This is a genomic window from Pseudomonas sp. GW821-FHT07G10, assembly GCF_059418545.1.
The window spans coordinates 63,851-84,713 of the sequence record NZ_JBWKQB010000008.1 but is presented as its reverse complement, the minus strand read 5'-3'; the positions used below and the strand labels follow the sequence as shown (position 1 = coordinate 84,713).

Here is a 20,863-nt window from a genome sequence, read left to right as displayed (position 1 = left end):
CCGTAGGCATATCCCTTCCAGAGAAGGCTTTGCCTACGGCTATCGTCAGTTTTTTCTCGTGGTGAAGAAATGGTGAAGACCTATCGCAATATACGGCGCTGTAGCAGTGTGGGCGTCGTTCTGATTCTGGCGAGCGCGGCAGTTTTGATGCCGCCGCTGGCCGTAGCGGCGACCGAGCTTCTGGACCTGCCAGCCATGCAATCAGCCAGTGCCGCCACAGTAACCATGATGGCCACGGCTCTTGCGGGTACCCGCGTGGTGTTGGCGGGAGAGCGCGGCATCATCCTGTATTCGGACGATGGCGCGCACGACTGGCACCAGAGCGCAGTGCCGGTTTCGGTCACGCTGACGGCGCTGTACTTCGTCAACCCCTCCAGCGGCTGGGCGGTGGGTCACGATGGCGTGATCCTCCACAGCACCGATGGTGGCAAGACCTGGGTCAAGCAGGCTGATGGCAATCGGCTTAACGCATTGGTACGGGTCGATGCCGAAGCACGGCTGGTGCGCGCTAAGGCGGCACTGCAGGAGGCGCCTGGTGATTCAACGCTGCAAAGCGAGATCGAACAGGCGCAGTTCGGGCTCGATGATGTCAACGCGGGTGCGCAGTTCGGGCCCTCCCGCCCGTTACTCGGTGTCTGGTTCGCCAGCGATACCGCAGGTTACGTGGTGGGATCGAACGGTCAGATTTTCGCCACCGCCGACGGTGGAACCCATTGGATATCCCTGTCGCAGCGGCTCAACAACCCTGATGCACTGCACTACAACTCGATCAACGGTGACAAGTCGGGGCAGCAAGTCATCGCGGGAGAAGCAGGCAAGGTGTACATCAGCGCTGCCGACGGCAGTTGGAAGACGCTCGATGTCGGCTACAACGGTGCCCTCTATGGCGTGTTGCTATTGCGTCAGGACAACCAAGACGTTCTGCTGGCCTATGGCTTCGGCGGGCATATTTTCCGTTCGATTGATCAGGGTGTCTCTTGGGTGCAGGTAGGAGCGGACGCCAAGGCACCTACTCTGGTGGCCGGCATTGTGCGTGATAACGGCGAGATCGTTCTGTTAGGTCAGGACGCCAGCTTGTTGCGCAGCGTCGATGGTGGTCAGCATTTCCAGATGACCGAGGCCAGCCCCGGCTTGCGTGTTGCCTCGCTGGTTGAACTACCCGATGGGGCGGTGCTGACCGCTGGTATTGCGGGTGCGCATCTGATCGCACTAAACGCCAAATGAATCTGGAGACCGACCCCATGAGCGCGAAACAAGACAATCTGACCGCCGCTCCGGTTACGCCGGGTTTTTTGGAGACCCGCATAGAGCCGCTGCTGTTTAACCATCGCATCGCGGTGGTCCTGTTGTTTTTGATGGTATCGGTGTTTCTCGCCCATCAGGCCGGCAAGCTTGGGCTTGATGTCAGCCTGCAGAAAATGGTGCCCGGCCATCACCCCTATATCGTCAACTACCAGCAGTATGAAAGCGAATTGCGTCCGCTGGGCAATGTGGTGCGTATTGCACTTGAAGCACGGCAGGGCAACATCTACGACAAGGATTATCTCGAAACACTGAAGAACGTCACGGACGAGGTGTTCTTCATTCCGGGCGTTGATCGTGGCAACTTGAAATCACTTTGGACCCCCAACGTCTTGTGGCAAGAGGTCACCGAAGACGGTTTTGCTGTCGGCCGCATCATTCCGGATGGCTTCGACGGCTCAGCCAAAACCTTGGCCCAGGTGCAACTCAACGTTCAACGTTCCGGGCGTATCGGGAGTCTGGTGGCCGCGGATCAGAAGTCCTCGGTGGTGCTTGTGCCTTTGCTTGAGCGCGACCCGCTCACCGGCGAAAAGCTTGATTACGGTCAGTTCTCCCAGCGTTTGGAAACACTGGTACGCGACAAGTACAACAGCGATCGATACGCCATTCATATCACCGGCTTCGCCAAAATTGCCGGTGACCTGATTGAAGGCGCGCACGATATTCTCGAGTTCTTTGCGATTACGTTCGTCCTGACGGCGCTGCTGCTTCTGGCGTATTCGCGTTGCTGGCGAAGTACCGCCGTCACGTTGTTGTGTTGCTCTCTCGCGGTGCTGTGGCAGTTGGGTATCGTCAACTTGCTGGGCTTTGGGCTTAACCCGTATTCGATCCTGGTGCCGTTCCTGACGTTCGCCATCGGCGTCAGTCATGCCGTGCAGAATATCAACACCATGAGTGCCGACTGCGCTGCGGGTTACAGCCCCATGCAAGCGGCACGACGAACCTTTCGTATGCTTTTCATACCGGGGTCGATTGCACTGCTGTGCGACGCGGTCGGTTTCTCGACCATGATGCTGATCGATATCGACATGATCCGCGAGTTGGCTATCAGCGCGGGCGTGGGTGTGGCGGTGATCATTTTCACCAAAATGTTCTTGCTGCCGGTGCTGATGTCCTGGTGCGGGGTAGCACCCGCTGCCGTGCGCAATCAGACCCGCAAGGCTAACAGCGAGCATCGCCTGGCACGTTGGTTATCGCATGCCGCCGAACCGAAGCCGGCGCTGATCGGCTTGTTGATCTCGGCAATGCTGTTGGGCGGCGCCTGGTATTTGAAGCAGGATCTGAAGATCGGTGATCTGGATCGCGGTGCGCCAGAACTGCGCCCGGACAGTCGTTACAACCAGGACAACGACTTTCTCGCCCACCATTACGCCAGCAGCCCGGACGTGTTCGTGGTGATGGTCAAGACCCAGGCAGGAGAGTGCGGTTCGTACCCGGTCAGCAGCGCGATCGAACGTTTGAAGTGGACGATGGAGGGGGTGCCAGGCGTGGAGTCGACCCACTCCCTGGTGGATGAACTGAAGAAGTTCTCTGCGGGTTCGAACGGTGGCGACTTGCGCTGGTATGCCATTACTCGCAATCGCTACATCGCCAATGCGGCGTTTAAGACCATTCCCAACGAGCTCTACAACAGCGACTGCTCAATGGCGCCGGTCATGGTGTATCTGACCGATCACAAGGCCGAAACCCTGGCCAAGGTGGTCGATGCGGCACAGACGTTCGCGAAGGCGAACAATGATGAGCACGCTACCTTTTTGCTGGCAGCCGGTAACGCCGGTATCGAGGCCGCCACCAACATAGTGATCAAGCAATCCGAGCCGAGGATTCTGCTGCTGGTTTACAGCATCGTCGCGCTGTTGGTGTGGTGGGAGTTTAAATCCTGGCGAGTGGCGATCAGCATCATGATTCCGCTTTATATCACCTCGGTGATTTGTGAGGCGCTCATGGCCCAATTGGGCATGGGGGTGAAGGTCGCGACATTGCCCGTCATCGCGCTCGGAGTCGGTATCGGGGTCGATTACGGCATCTATATCTACAACCGAATCGAACATTTCATGAACCGCGGCTTGAACTTCAAGCAGGCGTACTACGAAACCCTGAAAACCACCGGCGCCGCCGTCACCCTCACCGGAATTACGCTGGCGTTGGGGGTCTCCACCTGGATGTTTTCATCAATCAAGTTTCAGGGCGACATGGGACTGCTGCTGCTGTTCATGTTCCTTTGGAACATGGTTGGCGCCCTGTTGATGATGCCGGCGCTCGCTTGTCTGCTCTTGCCTGCGCGGCATAAGGAAGGCGCACAAGAGGTGCAGGTGGTGTTGGAGAAGGCGTGAAACGGCGCGCCTCGTAGCCCGAGGTTTCGCTTGACACCAGCCAAACAACAACTATCATTGTCGTGTGTGCGACAGCGATCGTTTTACTTTCTGTCCTGGCGTTCCGCGTGCTGCTCAACTGAGCAGCTCAAACAGCCCCTGTCATGCAGCCGAAGGTATTTATGACTGATCAAATCTCTAGTCCGTTGTCTTTGCCTTGCGGCGTAGTGTTGGCAAACCGACTGTGCAAAGCAGCCATGAGCGAAGGCCTGGCCGACCACAAAAATGATGCCACTCAGCGCCACGTCAATCTTTACCGGCGTTGGGCCTCGTCTGGCGCAGGTTTGCTGCTGTCCGGGAACGTGCAGGTGGACCGTCAGCACCTGGAACGCCCGGGGAACATCGTGCTTGATGCCGACACTGACTTGAGCGCTTTACGGGCGATGGCTGCTGCCGGAACGGCAGGTGGCTCGGACTTCTGGTTGCAGTTGAGCCATACCGGGCGTCAGGTACTCCATGCGATAAATCCCGAACCCCTGGCGCCTTCGCCGGTAGCGATTCAGGTTCCACCGGGGCTGGGTCTGGAGTTTGGGTTGGCACGTGCCATGACCGAGGATGAGATTGCCGCCGTTATCGATCAATTCGCTTTCGCTGCAAATCAGGCACGGGCTGCGGGTTTCACTGGCGTGCAACTGCATGCTGCCCATGGCTACCTGCTGTCTCAGTTCCTCAGCCCGCTGTCCAATCAGCGCACAGATCGTTGGGGTGGAGCGCTGGAGAATCGTGCGCGCCTATTGCTTGAGGTCATCGCTGCAGTGCGCGCCAAGGTTGGCGACGACTTCCCGATTGGCATCAAGCTGAACTCGTCTGATTTCCAGAAAGGCGGTTTCACCAATGCCGAATGCGTTGCGCTGGTTAGGTTGCTCAACAACACCAGTCTGGACCTGCTGGAGCTATCGGGTGGTTCGCTGGAGCAGCCGAAAGTAGTAGGGCTGGTAGTCAAGGATGAGGGCGAAGATGCGCCGCGCGCGAGCACGATTCAACGCGAAGCTTATTTCGTCGAGTTTGCCGGGGCGGTACGCGAGGTGGCGAATATGCCGGTGATGGTGACGGGGAATTTCCGTAGCGTTGAAGGCATGCTTTTGGCTTTCGAGCGCGGTGATGTCGACATGGTTGGCCTGGGCCGTCCATTGATCTCGGATCCGCTTACTCCGGCACGGCTGCTGGCTGGCGAATGGGCCACTGCTCTGACACCCGAAGCGACCATCAACCCATTCCACTTGTTGCCATGGTTCAACGTACAGATCGAGCGCTTGGCCGACGGTGTCGAGCCGGATCTGACGTTGGCGGGTGAGGCTGCGGTCGCCGAGTTCATCGCTATCGAAGAGCGTGCAATGCACAAGCTGCTTGAGCATCGTGCAGTCGTCGAGTCCTGATCCCCAATTCGTTTTCTCATCGAGGAGTTCTATATGAAGATTTTTATTACAGGGGCGTCTGGTTACATAGGCGGAGCCGTTGCTCATCGCTTGCTTCAATTGGGTCACAGCATAACGGGCCTGACACGTACCGAGGCCACTGCACAGTTGCTGCGTCAGCGTGGTATCGAACCGATCATTGGCACGCTGGATGACGCGGCGGTATTGACCAAGGCCGCTCAGGAAGCTGACGCAGTGATACACGCTGCCAGTGCCGATCACGAGCCGTCCGTTCATACCCTGGTCGCAGCACTTGAACGCAGCGCCAAGCTGCTGATCCACACCAGTGGCTCCGCCATCGTGGCCGACGATGCGTGTGGCGAATATGCCAGTGAGAAAGTTTTCAGCGACGATGACTACTTTGTACCGGTCCCGTTCCGTCGCCAGCGGGTCGAGATGAATCGACACGTGCGCCAGGCGGCGATCGACAAAGGTGTCCGCGCTGTCGTGATCTGTCCGTCGATGATCTATGGCGTAGGAGCGGGACTCAAGCAAGAGAGTGAACAGATTCCGCAAATGACTGCCATTTCGGCGCAGGTGGGCGCGGGTATTCATGTAGGTAAGGGGCTGAACCGCTATTCGAACGTCCACATCGACGATCTGGTTGACCTGTATCTGCTGGTCCTGGAGAAGGCTCCCGGGGGCTCGTTTTATTTTGCCGAGAACGGTCATGCTTCGTTTCTTGAAATCGCCCAATTGATCAGTGAGTCACTGGGTTTTGGCGGCAAAACCCATAGCCTGGATGTCGACGATGTCACGCGCAATCTCGGTGAGGCTGCGCGTTATGGAGCAGCGTCCAACAGTCGCGTGAGTGCAGTCAACGCACGCCGGTTGGGCTGGTCGCCAAGCCGACCGTCGCTGGCTGAAGACTTCCGCAAAGGCGCCTGAACCTCAGCGTTTGATGGCGTTACATACCCCTGTAGCGCCATCAGCGAGGAGCTCAGAATCGGGAGGCTTGTAGCAAGTGCAGCATGTTGTCCGATGCGCGGTGGGCTCTACTGCTTATTTCCTCATCGTTCGGTTGATGGGTACCAAAGAGGGCGTTATCGAGCAGGTCGACGCGCAGTAATGCCAGAAATGTCCGTGATGCTTCTTCGATATCCTTGATTTTCCATTGCTCCAATGGGGCCCAGTGCCGGAGGTAGTCTGCGAAAAGTGCAGTGCGACGGTCAGTCACTTCCACTCGGTATCGTTGGCCTAATTCGGGAAACCGGTGAGCATCGCGCGTGACCACCCGGTAGAGCGCCAGTTGCTGGGCACCGAGAACGTCGGTGAGGTAGTCGATGCCGGCCAGGGGAAGGGCTTGTTTGGGCTCTTTGGAGAACCAAGGGCGTTCGAGGTGCTGTGGTGCGTGCTCGCCAGTGTCGCTCGTGCCATTTGCATTGCACGCGGCATGCATGACTGCACTGAACAAATCGTCCTTGTTCTCAAAGTGTCGATAGACGGTTTTGATTGAAACTCCAGCAGCGTCGGCGATGCGGCCCATGGACGACTCGGCATAGCCCTTGTCCAGAAACGCCTGCTGTGCAGCGGCCACGATGAGGGCGCGTTTACGCTCCATCAGCGAGGCTTTGGGGTTGTCTGCGCTCCACTGTCTCATTTTTTTCCTACGCTCAGCTGCCATGGTGTGCAAATGAATATGATACTACAGCGATCATTGTCGCACGGCCATTCAGCGTACATATAAAAGCAACCTGGAGGCACCATGCACGTCAAGAAACTTGCTCATTACTCGATTCGTTCATTGGATCTCGAAAGGTCCTGCCATTTCTACGAAAGGGTGCTCGGCTTCGTGCGCGGTTACCGTCCCCCATTCGATTTTCCCGGAGCCTGGTTGTACATGGGGGGGGATGAAGCCGACTTTGGCACGGTTCACATTATTGGCATTGACCCTTCCAATCCAGAGGGCTTGAAGCAATATTTGGGTGACAAAGACATGTTGCTGACAGGCACCGGCACGGTTGACCATATCGCTTTTCTGGTTACAGGATTGGTTGAATTCTGGAGCCTGCTCAAGGCTGAAGGGATTGCCTGGCGCGATCGCACGGTTCCTGGTCTTGGATTGCATCAGGTTTTCGTTGAGGATCCGTCTGGCGTGATCATTGAGCTGAATTTCCCGGCGTCTGAGGCGCAAGCGGCAAGATCTGCCTGAGCCCGCATTGGCGCATCCACGTCGTACGCAAATGGCTACCGCCCAAGCGCGATAACGCGGTCACGAACTTGCCTGCCTTTGTACCCTTGCAGCTTCCACCCAAGGCTCAAGCAACCCCTGAGGCCTCAGTCAGCATCGAGATACCATGCGAACAAGGGACACTGAGCGTGACATGGCCCGCCATCGACCCGGCAGGATGTGCCCGGTTTGTTCGCGGTCTGACACGATGTTCCGCATCGACTCGGTCTGGCTCGCCACCGAACCCATGGACATGCGCGCCGGTACCGAGACCGCGTTGGCTCGGGTGGTTACAGTGTTCGGCGCCGCGCAGCTGATGCAGCGCAATCTGCAGAGAATATTTCGCTGACCCGTTATCAGCAGGGCGCGGTTGGGTACCTGGATGTGGTCGAAGCCCAGACAGTCTCGTTGCAGGCGTGACCTGCAGACACAACAATTGAGTGCCAATGTCGGCCTCGTCAAAGCGCTCGGTGAGGGATGGGACTCCACGGAGCTTGCTGTGGAAGTTCGATGAAGCTCAACCGGGGGACGGGCGCTTCGCGACGATGCTGAGGCGAGGGGCGTCTGGGCTGGTTTGAAAGCCGGCCTGACGCTCTTGCTGATCCCGTATGGGGAAAAACAGCTCGAAACAAGTCACGCCATTCTCGCTGGTGACGCTGTAGCGGCCACTATGCAGCTGCATGATAGTAGCTACGATCGAAAGCCCCAGGCCATTGGACTGGGCCGAGCGCTCGCGTGATTGATCAACGCGGTAGAAACGCTCGAATAATCTCGGAAGGTGTTCCGCCGGGATGGTTGTTCCGTAGTTGCGCACGCGCAGATTGATACCACCCTCGGACGGTGTGGCCTGGATCAACAGTTCGGAATGAGGTGCACCATATTTTATCGCATTGGCACACAGGTTAGCCAAGGCGCGGCGTAGCAGCGTTGGCTCGGCCCAGATAAGGCCGTCGCCCTCCGCACGGATGGTGATATCGGCGTCCGCGGCCAGACCTTCAAAGTAATCGGCGACGCGTTCCAGTTCGTCGGCGGCGCCCAGCTCCTGGCGTTGGTCACGAGCGCTACCGGGGTCAGTACGAGCGAGGAACAGCATGTTGTCGAGCATGCGTGCCAGGCGTTCGAGTTCTTCGACGTTGGAGGCGAGCAACTGCTGGTAATGTTCCACGCTGCGGTTCTGCTGCATGGCGACCTGGGTTTCACCCAGCAAGTTGTTGATGGGCGTGCGTAGTTCGTGGGCCATGTCAGTCGAGACCTGACTCAGTTGTGCAAAACCCTTGGCGAGTCGCTCAAGCATGGTGTTGAAAGAGTCGATCATCGGGAGCAACTCCTTCGGGGCGCCTCGGCTGTCGAGCCGCTCTGTCAGATTGCCAATATCGATACCGTGGGCTTGATGCGCCAGGCGTCTGAGAGGCAACAAACCGCGGTGAACCATTAGATATCCAGCCAGCGCCAGGACAATGGCCGCGAGACCGGCGAGGACGTATACGCTGAGACGATAGCTGGCGAGCACGGCGGTTCGTTCGGTCATCAGGCAGCCAATGGTCATTTTCAGCTTGCCCGAGTTGATACTCGCGGAGATGGCCGCAAAGGGGGTACCGTTCACGGCGGGTAGATGCTGTACATCGGTCAGTGCCAGGGAATGGTCCATTGCCACGGGAGTGAGGTCGGGAATATCGATATTCCTGGGATTGACCTGTAGTAAAGGGGCTTCCCCTGAAACGCCAATAGTGAGTACGTACTCGCGATTGCCCAGCATGTTCTGAAACAGCACAGGTTTGCTCCTGATCAGTTCCAGCGTATTGCCGCCATTGAGAAAATTACGCAGCTGATCTATGCGGTAGACCAGGGTGGACTCGTCGCGTCGTATCAGTTCGCGCTCAAGGTCGCGGTACAGTGCGACGCCGGTGGTTGCCAGCAGGGCGTAGGCCAGCAAGGCAAACACCACAGCCAGGCGCAGCGTCAGGGAGTAATGGCGATGGGTCATGGTTGCGTATCAAAGCGGTAGCCAATGCCCCGCACACTGTGGATCAGCTTCAGATGGAAAGGGTCGTCGATTTTCAGGCGCAGGCGTCGCACAGCCACGTCCACCACGTTGGTGTCGCTGTCAAAGTTCATGTCCCAGACCCTGGAGGCGATCAGTGAACGAGACAGCACCTGATCCTGATGCGTGGCGAACAGGTGCAACAATGCAAACTCCTTGTTTGTCAGCGTCACTCGCACGCCGGCGCGGGTGACGCGGCGTTTGATTACATCAATCTGCAGGTCAGCGATCTGCAGTTGCTCTTCTTCCCGGGTCGGACCCCGGCGGGTCAGGGTGCGCAGGCGTGCGACCAGCTCGGCGAAAGAAAAGGGTTTGATCAGGTAGTCGTCGGCCCCCAGTTCCAGGCCTTTGATTCGGTCGGCGATGTCATCTCGCGCGGTCAGGAACAGTACCGGCGTATCGGCTTCCTTGCGCAGGCGGCGCAGTACTTCCCAGCCGTCCATCTTTGGCATCATCACATCCAGCACGATGACGTCGAAAGGCGTTTCCAGGGCCTGGTATAAACCCTCAACGCCATCGCGGGCCAAGCTGACGGAGTATCCCTGCTCCTGCAGGCCATTGAGTAAGTAATTGCCCGCCTTGGGCTCGTCTTCCACTACAAGGATGTTCATGAGAATTACCTTGGTTCGGTTTCGGTATTCGATCCACAAGAAACGGACCTGAAAGCCGAGAGCAGGCTACACGCAAGTGTAGCCCAATCATCAGGTTGTGTTGCGTATTGCCTGCTCTCGGACAGTCATGTGCATAAAGCATTCCATCAGTTTTCGTTCGTGCAACGTCCTTGAACCAGATAGTCCAGCACATGTTCCCGACCCTGATGATCCAGGTAATCGAGACGGGCCGGAATGACGCCGCATTGGTCCGAGGTGTCAGTCATGGATTTGACTTTTGCAACGTCCAAGTGGACGAAGAAACCGGTCCTGTCGTGGATCACCGCCGAGGTGTCGGTGGTATCGGCGAAGGCTGAACCGGTGGCGAGGAGGGTGGCGAACCCGAGCATGAACAGTTTCATGGCTGTATCTCCTTATCTAAGGTGGGCTGCCTGTTTTCTGGCAGTGAGTTCACAGTAACAAGGCAACTCAAACAGCCGACGAACAGAGCAATTACAAAGTCGTAATGCAATCTTGTCCGAGGCTAAGGCTGATGTGCTCCAGCGGGATGTCGCTGAGGTGATCAAGTCTGCTTTGCGGCGCTGGATTAATCCGGTAGGAGCGAAATGGCGTTAACTCATCGAGCAACGCGCTGATATAGGCCATGCGAGCGGTTGTCCATGTGCTGCGTTGCTTTGCCTTACCAAAGCTCCACGCTGCGCGGCGACCAAAAAGAAACGGCTGTGAAACGATCATAAGGCAGGCAAGCGGCCTGGAAAATTTGTCGCGGTGGTCGACACCACTGAAAGGCGTGAGCAGGAGGCGCGCCTGCGCCCTGCGTCCTCTAGAGAAAGACTCGAGGGGGGATGAAAATGCTGCCGGAATTGAATATTAGAGCTAGCACTTGAAGGGCATTGGTCAGCATTTTCAAACGCGCGGTTTTGGCTGTCAGGACGGCTGATTGCAGGCTGAGATTTAACGGATTGGCGGTCCAGCAGATCAGCGATTTCAATATGTCATGAGCACAGTCGGTGGTGACCTAGAAAAGCCAATTCGGCAAGCCCCATCCTGATCACATCACACGGGTAATCCCGCATGTCGGCGGAGGAATTCAACCTCAATATTTAGAGTGTTGTCGTAGTCTATCCCGCCCTTGTAGACGTCATAGTGGCCGCCGCGACTACGATGGAGTTCTGCTCGGGGGGCTCGTTCAGCGACACGCAGCGCAGGGCCGACCGGTGCCATCGTGTCGTGTTCGGCGACGATGAGCAGAATGGGGCAGCGAATGGCGGCAGCCTGTCGTACTGGCCGGTGTGTGGATATGCTGAGGAGCGAACGGGCGGCGAGACGGTTTTGCCATGTAGTCGAGTCTTTGGGCTGGATAAGCGATTTTCCGTAGAGGGCGTCCTCGGTTGCCGATATGCCAAACTGCCCTGGCGCTACGCTGATGGGCAGATATCGTGGGGATAGTCCAAAGACCGAGCCCATGCCGTCCAGAAGCGCCGCTCCCATCAACCGGAGCGATTGCACCAGAGGAACCATTGCTGCGCCAGCAAGGCCGTCGACGAGGGGACATTGGGCAATCGCACCGGCAAGCCGGGTATCCGACGCGGCGAGCGATACGATGTGCATGCCGGCGAACGAGGTGCCCCACGCGAAGATCCGATTCTTGTCGATGCCGGGATTCGCGGCCGCCCAGCCAATGACAGTGCCATAGTCCTCGCGTTGACGCGGGACGCAGAGTACGTCGCGAGGCTGTCCGCTAGAGCCGCCCCATTGCCTGTAATCGAATACGATCGCAACGAAGCCCTCACGGCAGAACCGATTTGCGAACGGCGCGAGCCCGCCCGATTTTACCGCGCCTAGCCCATGAGCCAGTACGACTGCCGGGTGCGGGCCATCGCCATCTGGCTGATAAACCCAGGCTTCTAACTCATCGCCAGAAGCCGTGGGAATACGTACGGTAGTGCGTAAAGGTGAGATGTCGTTACCCGCATGGAGCATGATGAATCATCCTCTTTGTTCAATTCGCAAGACGTGGCCAAGTCATAGCCAGACGCTGTTCCTTGTTTCCTGTCACGAGAACGCCGCCAGCGGAAAATGTTCTACGAGGCGGCGTGGCGGGACTTTTCAGGGGCGATCACTCACGGACCAATTCACGTGCCACCCGGCTTTCGCGTGAAATGCCTCGCACGACCGCCATAAAGAAGTTCATCTTCGGATCAGGCGCCAAACCATCTGCGATGCGAAGCAGTTGTTCGTTGTACCAGGTCACTGATCCAAACCCGTTGATCGCCTTGATAATGGTGATAGAGGATTGTGGGCCGAGCAGGCCAGGCCCCAGGCGCAGACGGTGCTCCAGGGATTCAAAACCTGACAACTCACCGCTTAGCAGTGCCGCTGGGGCGCCTGGAGATACGCAGAGCGGTCGGCTAATGCCGATCAGATCGACACCGTCGTGGGTAATCGCATCGGCCATGCCCGCAGCGGTGCGGAAACCGCCGGTTACCATCAACTTTGCACGTTTGACATGGCGGCGAATTTCCGGAGCGAAGCGGGCAAAAAAAGCTTCGCGTTCGCGTGTCGATTTGCTGATGGTGGGATCGAAAACCGGTTCAAGCCCTTCGATATTGGCCATCTTCGGCTGCTCATAGGTGCCGCCCGAAATTTCGATGAGGTCGACGCCCGCTTCATCAAGCCAGCCGGCGACGGTTTGGCTGTCTTCGAAACTAAAGCCTCCTCGCTGGAAATCAGCAGAGTTCAGCTTCACTGAAATGGGGTAGTCAGGCCCGACCTTTTCGCGAATGGCAGCGACTGAAGCCAACAGGAAGCGCGCTCGTCCAGGCAGATCGCCGCCCCATGTATCGTTCCGTTGATTCGTACGCGGCGACAGGAACTGTGAGATCAGGTACCCGTGTGCGGCGTGCAACTGGACGCCGTCAAAACCGGTCTCGCGCGCGATACCCGCAGCGAAGGCAAACCGGTCGATCAGGTCAAGTATCTCCGCATGTGTCAGGGCCACCGGCGTTCCGAATTTGTTGCCGGGGAGGGCGACTTGAACGTTCGAGGGAGCCTTTGGTGTGGAATTGATGGACTTCTGGGTCTGGCGGCCAGCATGGGAGAGCTGCATCCATATGTGTCCACCGGCGATCTTGGCGGCACTAGACCAAGCCTTTAACGCTCTCAATTGTGCCGGTGACTGTCGGCCTTGAATGACCACGTTTCCACCGTGTTCCAGGTGGAGGCGATCTATCTGGACATTACCGGTTAGCAGCATTCCGGGACCTTGCCGGGCGAAGGTGCGGTACAAGGTTTGGTGCTTGACTGTCGCTCGGTTGCTTGAGTCGGCGAGTAGCTCCGACATTGCACCTTTGGCTAAACGGTTTGGGAGCGTGACGCCGCAGGGCAGCGTCAGTGGAGTATTCAAAACGCTTGCAGCATCAGGTGTCGCATCGGCGGCAGTCCGGACGGGTTGAATAGGCATGGGACATAAACTCCGCAGGTTGGGGGGCCAATGTCGGTGGCTACCCGTTCAGGTGCTGGCGAGGTTGTCTCGCGAAGCTGGAAACGCATTAAATACCCACTGGTATCTGAAGTACAAGTGGTATTTTGTGCGTGACATCCCACCGTTTCGGGTCGGCAGTGGACAGCTAGACACTTAATCCGGGCTCCCACAGGATCAATCCAGCTTCCAGGTCGTCCCGCAATCGCAAGGGGTATCTTTGAGACGTCTTCGTTTATCTCGCGCCCAGCAGCAGGCGATCACTGCATCCCTGTGTGTCCTTACACAGCGATAGGGCCAAGGCGTCGGGCCGGGGTAGAGCAACCCATGTGCAATTAAAGGTCTGCGAGTCGGGTGCTGATGGCTTCGAGAAAGGTCCTGGTCTTTGTCGGAATGTGGCGTCTGGAAGGAAGCAATGCATAGATAGGTGCGTGCGCACTGTGCCAGTCAGGCAGGATATGTATCAGGCGGCCGGCGGCAAGATCGGCCGCAACGTCGACCCTGGATTTGAGCATCACGCCGTGGCCTCCGATCGCCCAATCCCGCACGGCATCGCCGCTATTGGCCTGAAGCCGGGAGCGTGGCTGAAAATCGACGGCCTCGTTTTGCGGACCTTCCAGGCGCCATGGCAGGGAGAGATCGTCGTAGCGCAGACACCAATGACGATCAAGGTCACGTACGCATTCAGGCTCCCCGTGACGTTCAAGATACGCAGGTGCGGCAACGAGGATTCGGTGATTGTCAGCAAGCTTGCGCAGGATGGCGCTGCTGTCTCGCGGTTGGCCAATACGCACCGCAACATCTATCCGCTCATGGGTCAGATCGACAAGCCGGTCGTCAAGTCTGAGTTCGATATCAAGCTTCGGATAGCGCTCGACCAGTTCAGCCACCAACGGTACCAGGTGAATGCGCCCAAACGAAACGGGCGAGCTGACCCGCAGCAGGCCGAACGGTTCTTCACCGCCTACGGCCATTCGGGACTCCGCAGCGTCCAACTCCTCGAGTATCCGATCGACATGAGCAATCAGGGCCAAACCCTCGTCGGTCGCGGACAGTGTGCGAGTGGTTCGATTGATCAACCGCTGTCCGGCGCGCCGCTCGAGTGCCATGAGCCGCTTGCTGACTACCGCGAGTCCCACGCCTAAATCGCGCGCGGCCGCTGACAGGCTGCCGCACACCAGGATCCGCTGGAAGGTACGAAGCTCGTTGAGATCGTCCAGCATACTATCAACCCTTGTTCAATAATCTATCTACCGGTAGCTATATTCTAATACGCAAGGCAAGAGATAACACTGTCCGTACCCGATCAGAAAACCTCTGTTCGACTACAGCCAGCTTCTGGAGTCTTGCCATGACAGCCTCTTCACCTCTGTTCACATCGACCTTTGTTGCCGAACAAAACGTTGCTCACCGCGTGGTGATGGCTCCGATGACCCGCGCTCGCAGCACACAACCGGGTGACGTGCCCAACGCGATGAACGCCCATTACTATGCGCAACGTGCTTCGGCCGCTCTGATCGTCTCGGAGGCGACGCAGATTTCACCGCAAGGTAAGGGATACTCTTTTACCCCGGGCATTCATAGCCAAGAGCAGATAGCAGGATGGCGCCTCATCACGGATGCCGTGCATGCCGCCGGTGGACGCATCTTTCTTCAGCTGTGGCATGTCGGTCGGATGTCTCATCCCGACTTCCACAACGCAGAGTTGCCGGTCGCGCCTTCGGCGGTTTCATTCGAAGCACAAATCTGGAAAGTGAACCCTGCGACCGGTCAAGGCGAGATGGTGGATTGCCCGACGCCGCGTGCACTTGGCAGAGCGGAAATCCACAGTATCGTTAACGACTTCCGCGTCGGAGCGCGAAACGCTATAGAGGCTGGCTTCGACGGCGTCGAAATCCACGGAGCGAACGGTTACCTTGTGGATCAGTTCCTGCGCACTACCGCCAACACCCGCACCGACGAATACGGCGGCTCGCGCGAAAATCGCTTGCGCTTCCTCAAGGACGTGGTCAGTGCTGTCGCAGACGAAGTGGGTGCCGAGCGCACCGCTATCCGTCTAGCACCGTTTCTGACCGCTCGCGGTATGGCCTGCCCCGACATTCTGCCGACGATTCTTGACGCCACCTCGTTCCTGCAAACACTCGGCATTGCCTACCTGCATCTGGTCGAAGCCGATTGGGACGACGCGCCGCAGTTCACGGAGACGTTCCGAGCCGACATTCGGGCGCGCTTCCAACGGCCCATCATCGTTGCCGGCAAGTACGATCTGGACCGCGCCAACTGGGTGATTGGCAAAGGCTATGCCGACCTGGTCGCGTTTGGACGTCCCTTCGTCGCCAACCCCGATCTGCCAAGGCGTTTGGCGGAAAGTCTTCCCCTGGCCGAGTTTGCCGGCGACACGCTGTTCGGCGGTGACGAGCACGGTTACTCGGACTATCCGGCGTGGCCGATGGCTACAGCGGTGAACGCTGTTCTCGCGTAATGCACGGTAGTCCGCGTGCATCGTTCGCCTTGAGTCGAGATCGGATGACGCACTGACATGCAGCCGAATTTGACCACCTGGTTCAACATATTTCTATTATCGAGGTACACATCATGTTTACTTATCGCAATGCCTTTGCTCTCGTTACTGGGGCATCCATGGGCCTTGGTGAAGCGTTCGCCGAAGCACTCGCCGCACGAGGCACCAATCTCGTTCTCGTAGCACGTTCGTTCGACACGTTGAATGCCCTGGCGAAGCGACTGACTGAACAGTACGGCGTCCAGGCCATCGTATTGACGGCCGACCTGGCCGAGCGCGATGCCGTGACGCGCATCAGCGAAGAGCTTGAACGGCAGCATATCGCGGTGGACTTGCTCGTCAACAATGCTGGCTTTGGACTCACCGGCGACTTTCTATCGAACCCGCTGGCCAGGGAGGAAGACCTGATCCAGGTGAATATCCAGGCCTTGGTGAGTCTCTCCCACAGGCTCGGTACGGCGATGGCTGCCCGGAAAAAGGGTGGCATCATCAACGTGGCCTCCAATGCGTCCTTCCAGCCCATTCCGTACATGGCGACATACGCGGCGAGCAAGGCATTCGTGCTCCATTTCACGGAAGCACTGGGTCATGAGCTGTCTCAGAGCAATGTACAGGTGATGGCGACCTGTCCCGGCCCCACCGCAACCAAATTCTTCGATGCAACATCGGCTACCCAGCCCTCTATAAAAATGGACTCAGCAGAGGTTGTCGTCAAAAGGACTCTGCAAGCCTTTGATCGTCAGCAGCGGGTGGTGTATCCGGGGCGGTCCAGCGTGCGCATCACCTCATGGTTGCCCCGTGTTATTCCGCGCGCGCTCGCCGTTCGCGCCGCCGCGGCTGCGTCGCGTGGGATGGGTCTTCACTGAGTTGTTTCCTTGCAGACCGTTCACAGTTGCGATTCCATCGCTTTCAATTTCGTCAGAGATTCGATCTGCACTTGTCCATAGCGTAATTTCAAAACACCTGAAGCAACCATCGCCTTGAGTTCCAGCGCAAGCGTCTGCCGGGTGATACCCAACATCATGGCCAGGTCATCTTGAGTGACGTTGAGGAGGTGTCGTTCGTTCAACGATTGGGTCGCGTCCCCTCTGGCGAGGTGTTCAAGGCGACGTGCAATTCGTACACGAGTCGAACGCAGCATGGTGTCTTCCAGCATCTTGTAGACCAGCCGGGAATGCGTTGCCTGAAGTGCGGCAATCGCTCTGGCGAAGCTGTTATGAGCCATGAGGTTGTCGAACGCCTGCGGATCGATACAAAGTACCTGTGCAGGATCCGTCGCGCTGATGTCGTGCACCCGAGGCAGGCCATCGAGCAACGACGTCTCACCAAACCAGTTGCCGGGCTCTAACACCGTCAGGATGGCTTCCTTGCCATCTTCTCGTAACGTCGACACTTTCAGAGCGCCTCGGACCAGTCCATAGAAACAGTCCGGTGCATCTCCTTGACGAACGAGGTACTCGCCTGAGTTGAGGCGTTGCAACCTGGCCTCTGCCAACAGTGTCACTTGAATGGGGTGTTCAAGACTCGCAAACCATGGATTGGCAGTCATCCATGTCAGAAGTAGATCCCTATCAAGCATCGCGCTGACCTCTCGCCGTTCAGACGACATAGTGAGCCGCTCTGCGGCCTTGAGGCAACCTCGGTTCATGCGTTTAAAAAGGTGTCCAATTGCAAGATTCATTGCAGTTCGTGGCAGCGCAAAACCATAACCTTGCGCTCAAACAGTGCCCCTTGTTTCGGAATGCGGGACACAGGAAAAACCATGAACAATCACGCAACAACTCAAACGGAGTAAATCCATGTCAGTGGCAGAAGATGTTGTATGGATCACAGGCGCCTCCTCAGGCATCGGTGAGGCATTGGCGGGTATTTTCTTGCGTGAAGGCACTAAGGTCATCCTGTCTGGACGTCGAGTAGAAGAACTCCTCAGGGTTGCCGCTCAAGCACCTGAACGGACCTTGGTACTGCCTTTTGACACGACCGACTTCGCAGCACTCGATGACGTGGTTGAACGCGCCTGGAACTGGTGCGGTCGAATCGATCGTTTGATTAACAATGCCGGGGTAAGCCAGCGAAGCCTCGCGCTGGATACTCATTTCGATGTTTATCGTCAGCTGATTGATGTCGATTACCTGGCCCCCGTTGCTCTCACTCAAAAACTTTTACCCCGCATGGTCGCGCGCCGCAGCGGGCAGATCGCGGTCGTCAGCTCCGTCGCCGGAAAGGTGGGGGCTCCCTTGCGCGCAGGTTACTGCGGGGCCAAACATGCCGTGATCGGATATTTCGATGCGTTACGCGCGGAAGTCGAGCAGGCCTATGGCATCCACGTCAGTGTCATCCTGCCTGGTTCAGTCAAAACCCCGATAGCCATCCATTCACTTGAAGGTGATGGCTCTTCGCGCGGTCGTTCCGATGACAATATCGAACACGGGATGGATGTGGAGGTAGCCGCTGGACTCATCTTCGACGGTTTGAAAAAGCACAGCCGGGAAATTCCAGTCGCTGATGGCATGGAAGGGCTCGCCTTGCAATGGCGCCTGACTGACCCCGAAAAACTGTATGCCATCCTGGCGCAAGAAGGCGCACGTCTTGCGCAAGTGCGGGAACAAAAAGGCGCTGGTAGCTCCATGGACCCGTCTGATATTCAATCGGGATTGTAGTGGATCATCACTTTCTCTCATCAACGCGCAGGACAATATCTGACATGCGACTTATCAGCCAAAGCTTTCAGGACGGACAAAAAATAGACGGCGAATTCGCGTTCGCGGTGCCCGATGCAACCTCGCACGTTGCGTTATCGTCAAACCGGAACCCTCATCTTGCATGGAGCGAGGTGCCCGAAGGTACGCAATCGTTCGTAGTGGTCTGCCACGATCCTGATGTTCCGAGCCGTGGCGACGACGTGAATCAGGTCGGTCGTGAAGTACCATCCTCGCTGCCGCGCATCGACTTTTTCCATTGGCTGCTGCTCGACATTCCGGTCGGCATTACCCAGATTCCAGCCGGGTCGCATTCGAGCCACGTGACGGCGCGTGGTAAATCCGGCCCAGTAGCACCCGAAGGGTGGCGCCACGGGATCAACGACTACACCAGCTGGTTCGCGAACGATGATCAGATGACGGGCGACTACTATGGCTACGACGGTCCCTGTCCTCCGTGGAACGACGCGCTGGTTCATCGCTATATCTTCACGGTTTACGCCCTCGCCACGCCGATGCTCGAAGTCGCGGGCCCGCTGACCGGTACGAACGTCCGCGCGGCGCTTGATTCGGCCCAAGTCCTCGGACGAGCCAGCCTGACCGGAATCTACAGCCTGAACCCCTCGGTTTCGCTCGGCTGAGCGGCAGGTGGACGAGACTCAAGCATGGCCTCGTCGCAAGTCGCCAACGCCGTCCCCGTTTTCGCCAAGGCTGACGTCTGCCAGCGTTTGGCAGCTGCCATCCGGTGGCTGCCCCAGCACTTCTCTATTGCCATCGCCATCCGCGATGGCAAGCTCGCCAATGCCTGATATACGACTCCCTTTTCCCCTCCTAACATCGATCGCACATGACCATTCGTTCGCCAATTGCCTTCGTCGGCGCACGAGTTTCCAAAAATAATAAGTTGAGTTCCACGAGGTTTAACCATGAAAACCCTAGCGGCCAGTTCTGCGGCCAGTGCCCCTTTAGTCCATGGACTCGGTCAACTGACCGCCGGCCAGCGTTACGTTACGTTGGGTGGCTCATGGGCCGCCTGGTTGTTTGATGCGCTGGACGCGACAATCTTCGGCTTTGTCCTGCTGGCGATCGCCAAGACCTTCTCCGTTGGTTTGGGCGATATCGTTTCCACCGTTGCCTGGTTTCTGCTGGCGACCGGTATTGGCGGTTTCTTCCTCGGTAATGTTTCCGACAAGATCGGCCGCAAGAAAACCATGATGCTGTCGGTGTTCGTCTACGGTACCGGCACCTTGCTCTGTGCCTTTGCCGACAGCCTTTGGCAACTCAATCTGTTCCGCTTCTGCGTCGGCGTCGCCGTGGGTGGATTGTGGTCCGCCGCTGCAGCGCTGGTATCGGAGATCTGGCCACCGGCCGGGCGCGCCAAGGCCTTTGCGGTGATGCAGACCGGTTGGTCGGGTGGTGGTCTTCTGGCGGCGATTTTCGCCTGGAGTTTCCTGGACAGCGGCAACCCCGAGTCCTGGCGGACTCTGTTCATCTATGCCTCGATCCCGGCCTTTTTCACCCTGGTGTTCATCTGGCTGTTCGTCAAGGAGTCGCCGGTATGGCTGGCCAACCGCGAATTCATGCGTCGTAACACCGACAAGGGCCGGTTGCTGGAAATCTTCCGTCCGCAATACCTGAAAGTGACCCTGCTGGGCTTGAGCATTTCGGTATTGGGCATGTATGGCTACTGGATCATCACCACCTTCATGCCGGCTTACCTGCAGAACATTCTGAACGTGCGTATCGATCAGGCACCGGTGTTCGTCATCTGGATCGGCATCGGCGCCACCATCGGTTATCTGGCCTACGGCTATCTGGCGGAAAGCATCGGTCGTCGCTTGTCGTTCGCGATCTTCTTTGGCGGCATGGCGATCATGGTGCCGGTGTTTGCCTACTCGGCGACCTTGATGCCATTGACCGACGGCAAGCTTCTGTTCACCACCCAGAACGTCGTCACGCTCGGTTCGCTGGCAGCGCTGTTGGGTTTCTTCACCGGATATTTCAGCGGCTTCGGCGCCTGGTACTCGGAGTTGTTCCCGACCAGCATCCGTTCTACTGCGTCGGGTTTTTGCTTCAACTTCGGGCGGGTCGGCGCCATTGCCGGCATCAAGCTGGTACCCATCCTGATTCCGCTCATCGGCTTCACCGCCACCATTTCTCTTGCTTCCGTTTCCTACGTCATCGCCGCCGTCATGGTGTTTACGCTGCAGGAAACCAAAGGCGCTCAACTCACCAGCGGCAACTGATCTGC

Annotated in this window: 21 protein-coding genes; 12 read left to right on the top strand and 9 right to left on the bottom strand. The window is 57.7% G+C overall.

Going from position 1 to position 20,863, the window contains the following annotated elements:
- Positions 1–69: 69 nt before the first annotated feature.
- The 4 genes from AC07O1_RS12035 to AC07O1_RS12020 all read left to right on the top strand — a co-directional run bounded on the left by AC07O1_RS12035 (position 70) and on the right by AC07O1_RS12020 (position 5,977).
- On the top strand, positions 70–1,224 hold the full coding sequence (locus tag AC07O1_RS12035; RefSeq protein WP_495088914.1) for a WD40/YVTN/BNR-like repeat-containing protein: 1,155 nt from the start codon (positions 70–72) through the stop codon (positions 1,222–1,224).
- A gap of 17 nt (positions 1,225–1,241) precedes the next feature.
- On the top strand, positions 1,242–3,635 hold the full coding sequence (locus tag AC07O1_RS12030; RefSeq protein ID WP_495088913.1) for an efflux RND transporter permease subunit: 2,394 nt from the start codon (positions 1,242–1,244) through the stop codon (positions 3,633–3,635).
- A 161-nt stretch (positions 3,636–3,796) separates the two neighbouring features.
- Positions 3,797–5,050 (top strand): NADH:flavin oxidoreductase/NADH oxidase family protein, encoded by a 1,254-nt coding sequence (locus AC07O1_RS12025; RefSeq protein ID WP_495088912.1) that lies wholly within the window; start codon positions 3,797–3,799, stop codon positions 5,048–5,050.
- A 33-nt stretch (positions 5,051–5,083) separates the two neighbouring features.
- Positions 5,084–5,977 (top strand): NAD-dependent epimerase/dehydratase family protein, encoded by an 894-nt coding sequence (locus tag AC07O1_RS12020; RefSeq protein ID WP_495012834.1) that lies wholly within the window; start codon positions 5,084–5,086, stop codon positions 5,975–5,977.
- A gap of 52 nt (positions 5,978–6,029) precedes the next feature.
- Here the strand turns inward: AC07O1_RS12020 and AC07O1_RS12015 are convergent, their stop codons facing one another.
- Positions 6,030–6,689 (bottom strand): TetR/AcrR family transcriptional regulator, encoded by a 660-nt coding sequence (locus tag AC07O1_RS12015; protein ID WP_495088911.1) that lies wholly within the window; start codon positions 6,687–6,689, stop codon positions 6,030–6,032.
- 105 nt (positions 6,690–6,794) lie between these two features.
- Here AC07O1_RS12015 and AC07O1_RS12010 point away from each other — a divergent pair, with 105 nt between their 5' ends.
- On the top strand, positions 6,795–7,241 hold the full coding sequence (locus tag AC07O1_RS12010; RefSeq protein ID WP_494992860.1) for a VOC family protein: 447 nt from the start codon (positions 6,795–6,797) through the stop codon (positions 7,239–7,241).
- A gap of 226 nt (positions 7,242–7,467) precedes the next feature.
- On the top strand, positions 7,468–7,608 hold the full coding sequence (locus AC07O1_RS12005) for a hypothetical protein (RefSeq protein WP_495023894.1): 141 nt from the start codon (positions 7,468–7,470) through the stop codon (positions 7,606–7,608).
- A gap of 168 nt (positions 7,609–7,776) precedes the next feature.
- Here the strand turns inward: AC07O1_RS12005 and AC07O1_RS12000 are convergent, their stop codons facing one another.
- From AC07O1_RS12000 to AC07O1_RS11970, 7 genes are all read right to left on the bottom strand, one after another.
- The gene (locus AC07O1_RS12000; RefSeq protein WP_495088910.1) at positions 7,777–9,243 is read right to left on the bottom strand and encodes a heavy metal sensor histidine kinase; all 1,467 of its coding nucleotides are present in this window, start codon (positions 9,241–9,243) and stop codon (positions 7,777–7,779) included.
- A complete protein-coding gene (locus AC07O1_RS11995; protein WP_495088909.1) occupies positions 9,240–9,911 on the bottom strand; it encodes a heavy metal response regulator transcription factor in 672 nt (223 codons plus the stop codon). Before AC07O1_RS11995 ends, AC07O1_RS12000 begins: the two co-directional genes overlap by 4 nt.
- A 146-nt stretch (positions 9,912–10,057) precedes the next feature.
- Positions 10,058–10,312, bottom strand: coding sequence for a DUF2790 domain-containing protein (locus tag AC07O1_RS11990; RefSeq protein WP_495023891.1), 255 nt, complete (start codon positions 10,310–10,312; stop codon positions 10,058–10,060).
- Positions 10,313–10,403: 91 nt separating this feature from the next.
- The gene (locus AC07O1_RS11985) at positions 10,404–10,556 is read right to left on the bottom strand and encodes a hypothetical protein (RefSeq protein ID WP_495088908.1); all 153 of its coding nucleotides are present in this window, start codon (positions 10,554–10,556) and stop codon (positions 10,404–10,406) included.
- 411 nt (positions 10,557–10,967) lie between these two features.
- Complete coding sequence (locus AC07O1_RS11980) at positions 10,968–11,894, bottom strand: alpha/beta hydrolase (RefSeq protein WP_495088907.1); 927 nt, start codon at positions 11,892–11,894, stop codon at positions 10,968–10,970.
- 136 nt (positions 11,895–12,030) lie between these two features.
- Complete coding sequence (locus AC07O1_RS11975) at positions 12,031–13,374, bottom strand: NADH:flavin oxidoreductase/NADH oxidase family protein (protein ID WP_495088906.1); 1,344 nt, start codon at positions 13,372–13,374, stop codon at positions 12,031–12,033.
- A gap of 353 nt (positions 13,375–13,727) precedes the next feature.
- A complete protein-coding gene (locus AC07O1_RS11970) occupies positions 13,728–14,615 on the bottom strand; it encodes a LysR family transcriptional regulator (protein ID WP_495088905.1) in 888 nt (295 codons plus the stop codon).
- Between the two features lie 128 nt (positions 14,616–14,743).
- Here AC07O1_RS11970 and AC07O1_RS11965 point away from each other — a divergent pair, with 128 nt between their 5' ends.
- Positions 14,744–15,874 (top strand): alkene reductase, encoded by a 1,131-nt coding sequence (locus AC07O1_RS11965; RefSeq protein WP_495088904.1) that lies wholly within the window; start codon positions 14,744–14,746, stop codon positions 15,872–15,874.
- A gap of 113 nt (positions 15,875–15,987) precedes the next feature.
- The gene (locus tag AC07O1_RS11960; RefSeq protein WP_495088903.1) at positions 15,988–16,779 is read left to right on the top strand and encodes an SDR family NAD(P)-dependent oxidoreductase; all 792 of its coding nucleotides are present in this window, start codon (positions 15,988–15,990) and stop codon (positions 16,777–16,779) included.
- Between the two features lie 20 nt (positions 16,780–16,799).
- Here the strand turns inward: AC07O1_RS11960 and AC07O1_RS11955 are convergent, their stop codons facing one another.
- A complete protein-coding gene (locus AC07O1_RS11955; protein WP_495088902.1) occupies positions 16,800–17,594 on the bottom strand; it encodes a Crp/Fnr family transcriptional regulator in 795 nt (264 codons plus the stop codon).
- A 118-nt stretch (positions 17,595–17,712) separates the two neighbouring features.
- On the opposite strand from AC07O1_RS11955, the gene AC07O1_RS11950 reads away from it, so the two are divergent.
- The 4 genes from AC07O1_RS11950 to AC07O1_RS11935 all read left to right on the top strand — a co-directional run bounded on the left by AC07O1_RS11950 (position 17,713) and on the right by AC07O1_RS11935 (position 20,858).
- Positions 17,713–18,573, top strand: coding sequence for an SDR family NAD(P)-dependent oxidoreductase (locus AC07O1_RS11950; RefSeq protein ID WP_495088901.1), 861 nt, complete (start codon positions 17,713–17,715; stop codon positions 18,571–18,573).
- Between the two features lie 44 nt (positions 18,574–18,617).
- Positions 18,618–19,253: a YbhB/YbcL family Raf kinase inhibitor-like protein gene (locus AC07O1_RS11945; RefSeq protein WP_495088900.1), complete on the top strand. Its 636-nt coding sequence runs from the start codon at positions 18,618–18,620 to the stop codon at positions 19,251–19,253.
- Between the two features lie 24 nt (positions 19,254–19,277).
- Complete coding sequence (locus AC07O1_RS11940; protein WP_495088899.1) at positions 19,278–19,421, top strand: hypothetical protein; 144 nt, start codon at positions 19,278–19,280, stop codon at positions 19,419–19,421.
- A gap of 117 nt (positions 19,422–19,538) precedes the next feature.
- A complete protein-coding gene (locus tag AC07O1_RS11935; RefSeq protein ID WP_495088898.1) occupies positions 19,539–20,858 on the top strand; it encodes an MFS transporter in 1,320 nt (439 codons plus the stop codon).
- Positions 20,859–20,863 lie beyond the last annotated feature (5 nt).

What these genes read in the sequence shown, in the direction of transcription:
- AC07O1_RS11950 (WP_495088901.1), top strand. Translation starts at nt 17,713, where the DNA reads ATGTCAGTGGCAGAAGATGTTGTATGGATCACAGGCGCCTCCTCAGGC.
- AC07O1_RS11975 (WP_495088906.1), bottom strand. Translation starts at nt 13,374, where the DNA reads ATGCCTATTCAACCCGTCCGGACTGCCGCCGATGCGACACCTGATGCT.
- AC07O1_RS11935 (WP_495088898.1), top strand. Translation starts at nt 19,539, where the DNA reads ATGAAAACCCTAGCGGCCAGTTCTGCGGCCAGTGCCCCTTTAGTCCAT.
- AC07O1_RS12010 (WP_494992860.1), top strand. Translation starts at nt 6,795, where the DNA reads ATGCACGTCAAGAAACTTGCTCATTACTCGATTCGTTCATTGGATCTC.
- AC07O1_RS12000 (WP_495088910.1), bottom strand. Translation starts at nt 9,243, where the DNA reads ATGACCCATCGCCATTACTCCCTGACGCTGCGCCTGGCTGTGGTGTTT.
- AC07O1_RS11980 (WP_495088907.1), bottom strand. Translation starts at nt 11,894, where the DNA reads ATGCTCCATGCGGGTAACGACATCTCACCTTTACGCACTACCGTACGT.
- AC07O1_RS12035 (WP_495088914.1), top strand. Translation starts at nt 70, where the DNA reads ATGGTGAAGACCTATCGCAATATACGGCGCTGTAGCAGTGTGGGCGTC.
- AC07O1_RS12020 (WP_495012834.1), top strand. Translation starts at nt 5,084, where the DNA reads ATGAAGATTTTTATTACAGGGGCGTCTGGTTACATAGGCGGAGCCGTT.
- AC07O1_RS12015 (WP_495088911.1), bottom strand. Translation starts at nt 6,689, where the DNA reads ATGAGACAGTGGAGCGCAGACAACCCCAAAGCCTCGCTGATGGAGCGT.
- AC07O1_RS12025 (WP_495088912.1), top strand. Translation starts at nt 3,797, where the DNA reads ATGACTGATCAAATCTCTAGTCCGTTGTCTTTGCCTTGCGGCGTAGTG.
- AC07O1_RS11940 (WP_495088899.1), top strand. Translation starts at nt 19,278, where the DNA reads ATGGCCTCGTCGCAAGTCGCCAACGCCGTCCCCGTTTTCGCCAAGGCT.
- AC07O1_RS11945 (WP_495088900.1), top strand. Translation starts at nt 18,618, where the DNA reads ATGCGACTTATCAGCCAAAGCTTTCAGGACGGACAAAAAATAGACGGC.
- AC07O1_RS11985 (WP_495088908.1), bottom strand. Translation starts at nt 10,556, where the DNA reads ATGGCCTATATCAGCGCGTTGCTCGATGAGTTAACGCCATTTCGCTCC.
- AC07O1_RS11990 (WP_495023891.1), bottom strand. Translation starts at nt 10,312, where the DNA reads ATGAAACTGTTCATGCTCGGGTTCGCCACCCTCCTCGCCACCGGTTCA.
- AC07O1_RS12030 (WP_495088913.1), top strand. Translation starts at nt 1,242, where the DNA reads ATGAGCGCGAAACAAGACAATCTGACCGCCGCTCCGGTTACGCCGGGT.
- AC07O1_RS12005 (WP_495023894.1), top strand. Translation starts at nt 7,468, where the DNA reads ATGTTCCGCATCGACTCGGTCTGGCTCGCCACCGAACCCATGGACATG.
- AC07O1_RS11965 (WP_495088904.1), top strand. Translation starts at nt 14,744, where the DNA reads ATGACAGCCTCTTCACCTCTGTTCACATCGACCTTTGTTGCCGAACAA.
- AC07O1_RS11995 (WP_495088909.1), bottom strand. Translation starts at nt 9,911, where the DNA reads ATGAACATCCTTGTAGTGGAAGACGAGCCCAAGGCGGGCAATTACTTA.
- AC07O1_RS11955 (WP_495088902.1), bottom strand. Translation starts at nt 17,594, where the DNA reads ATGAATCTTGCAATTGGACACCTTTTTAAACGCATGAACCGAGGTTGC.
- AC07O1_RS11960 (WP_495088903.1), top strand. Translation starts at nt 15,988, where the DNA reads ATGTTTACTTATCGCAATGCCTTTGCTCTCGTTACTGGGGCATCCATG.
- AC07O1_RS11970 (WP_495088905.1), bottom strand. Translation starts at nt 14,615, where the DNA reads ATGCTGGACGATCTCAACGAGCTTCGTACCTTCCAGCGGATCCTGGTG.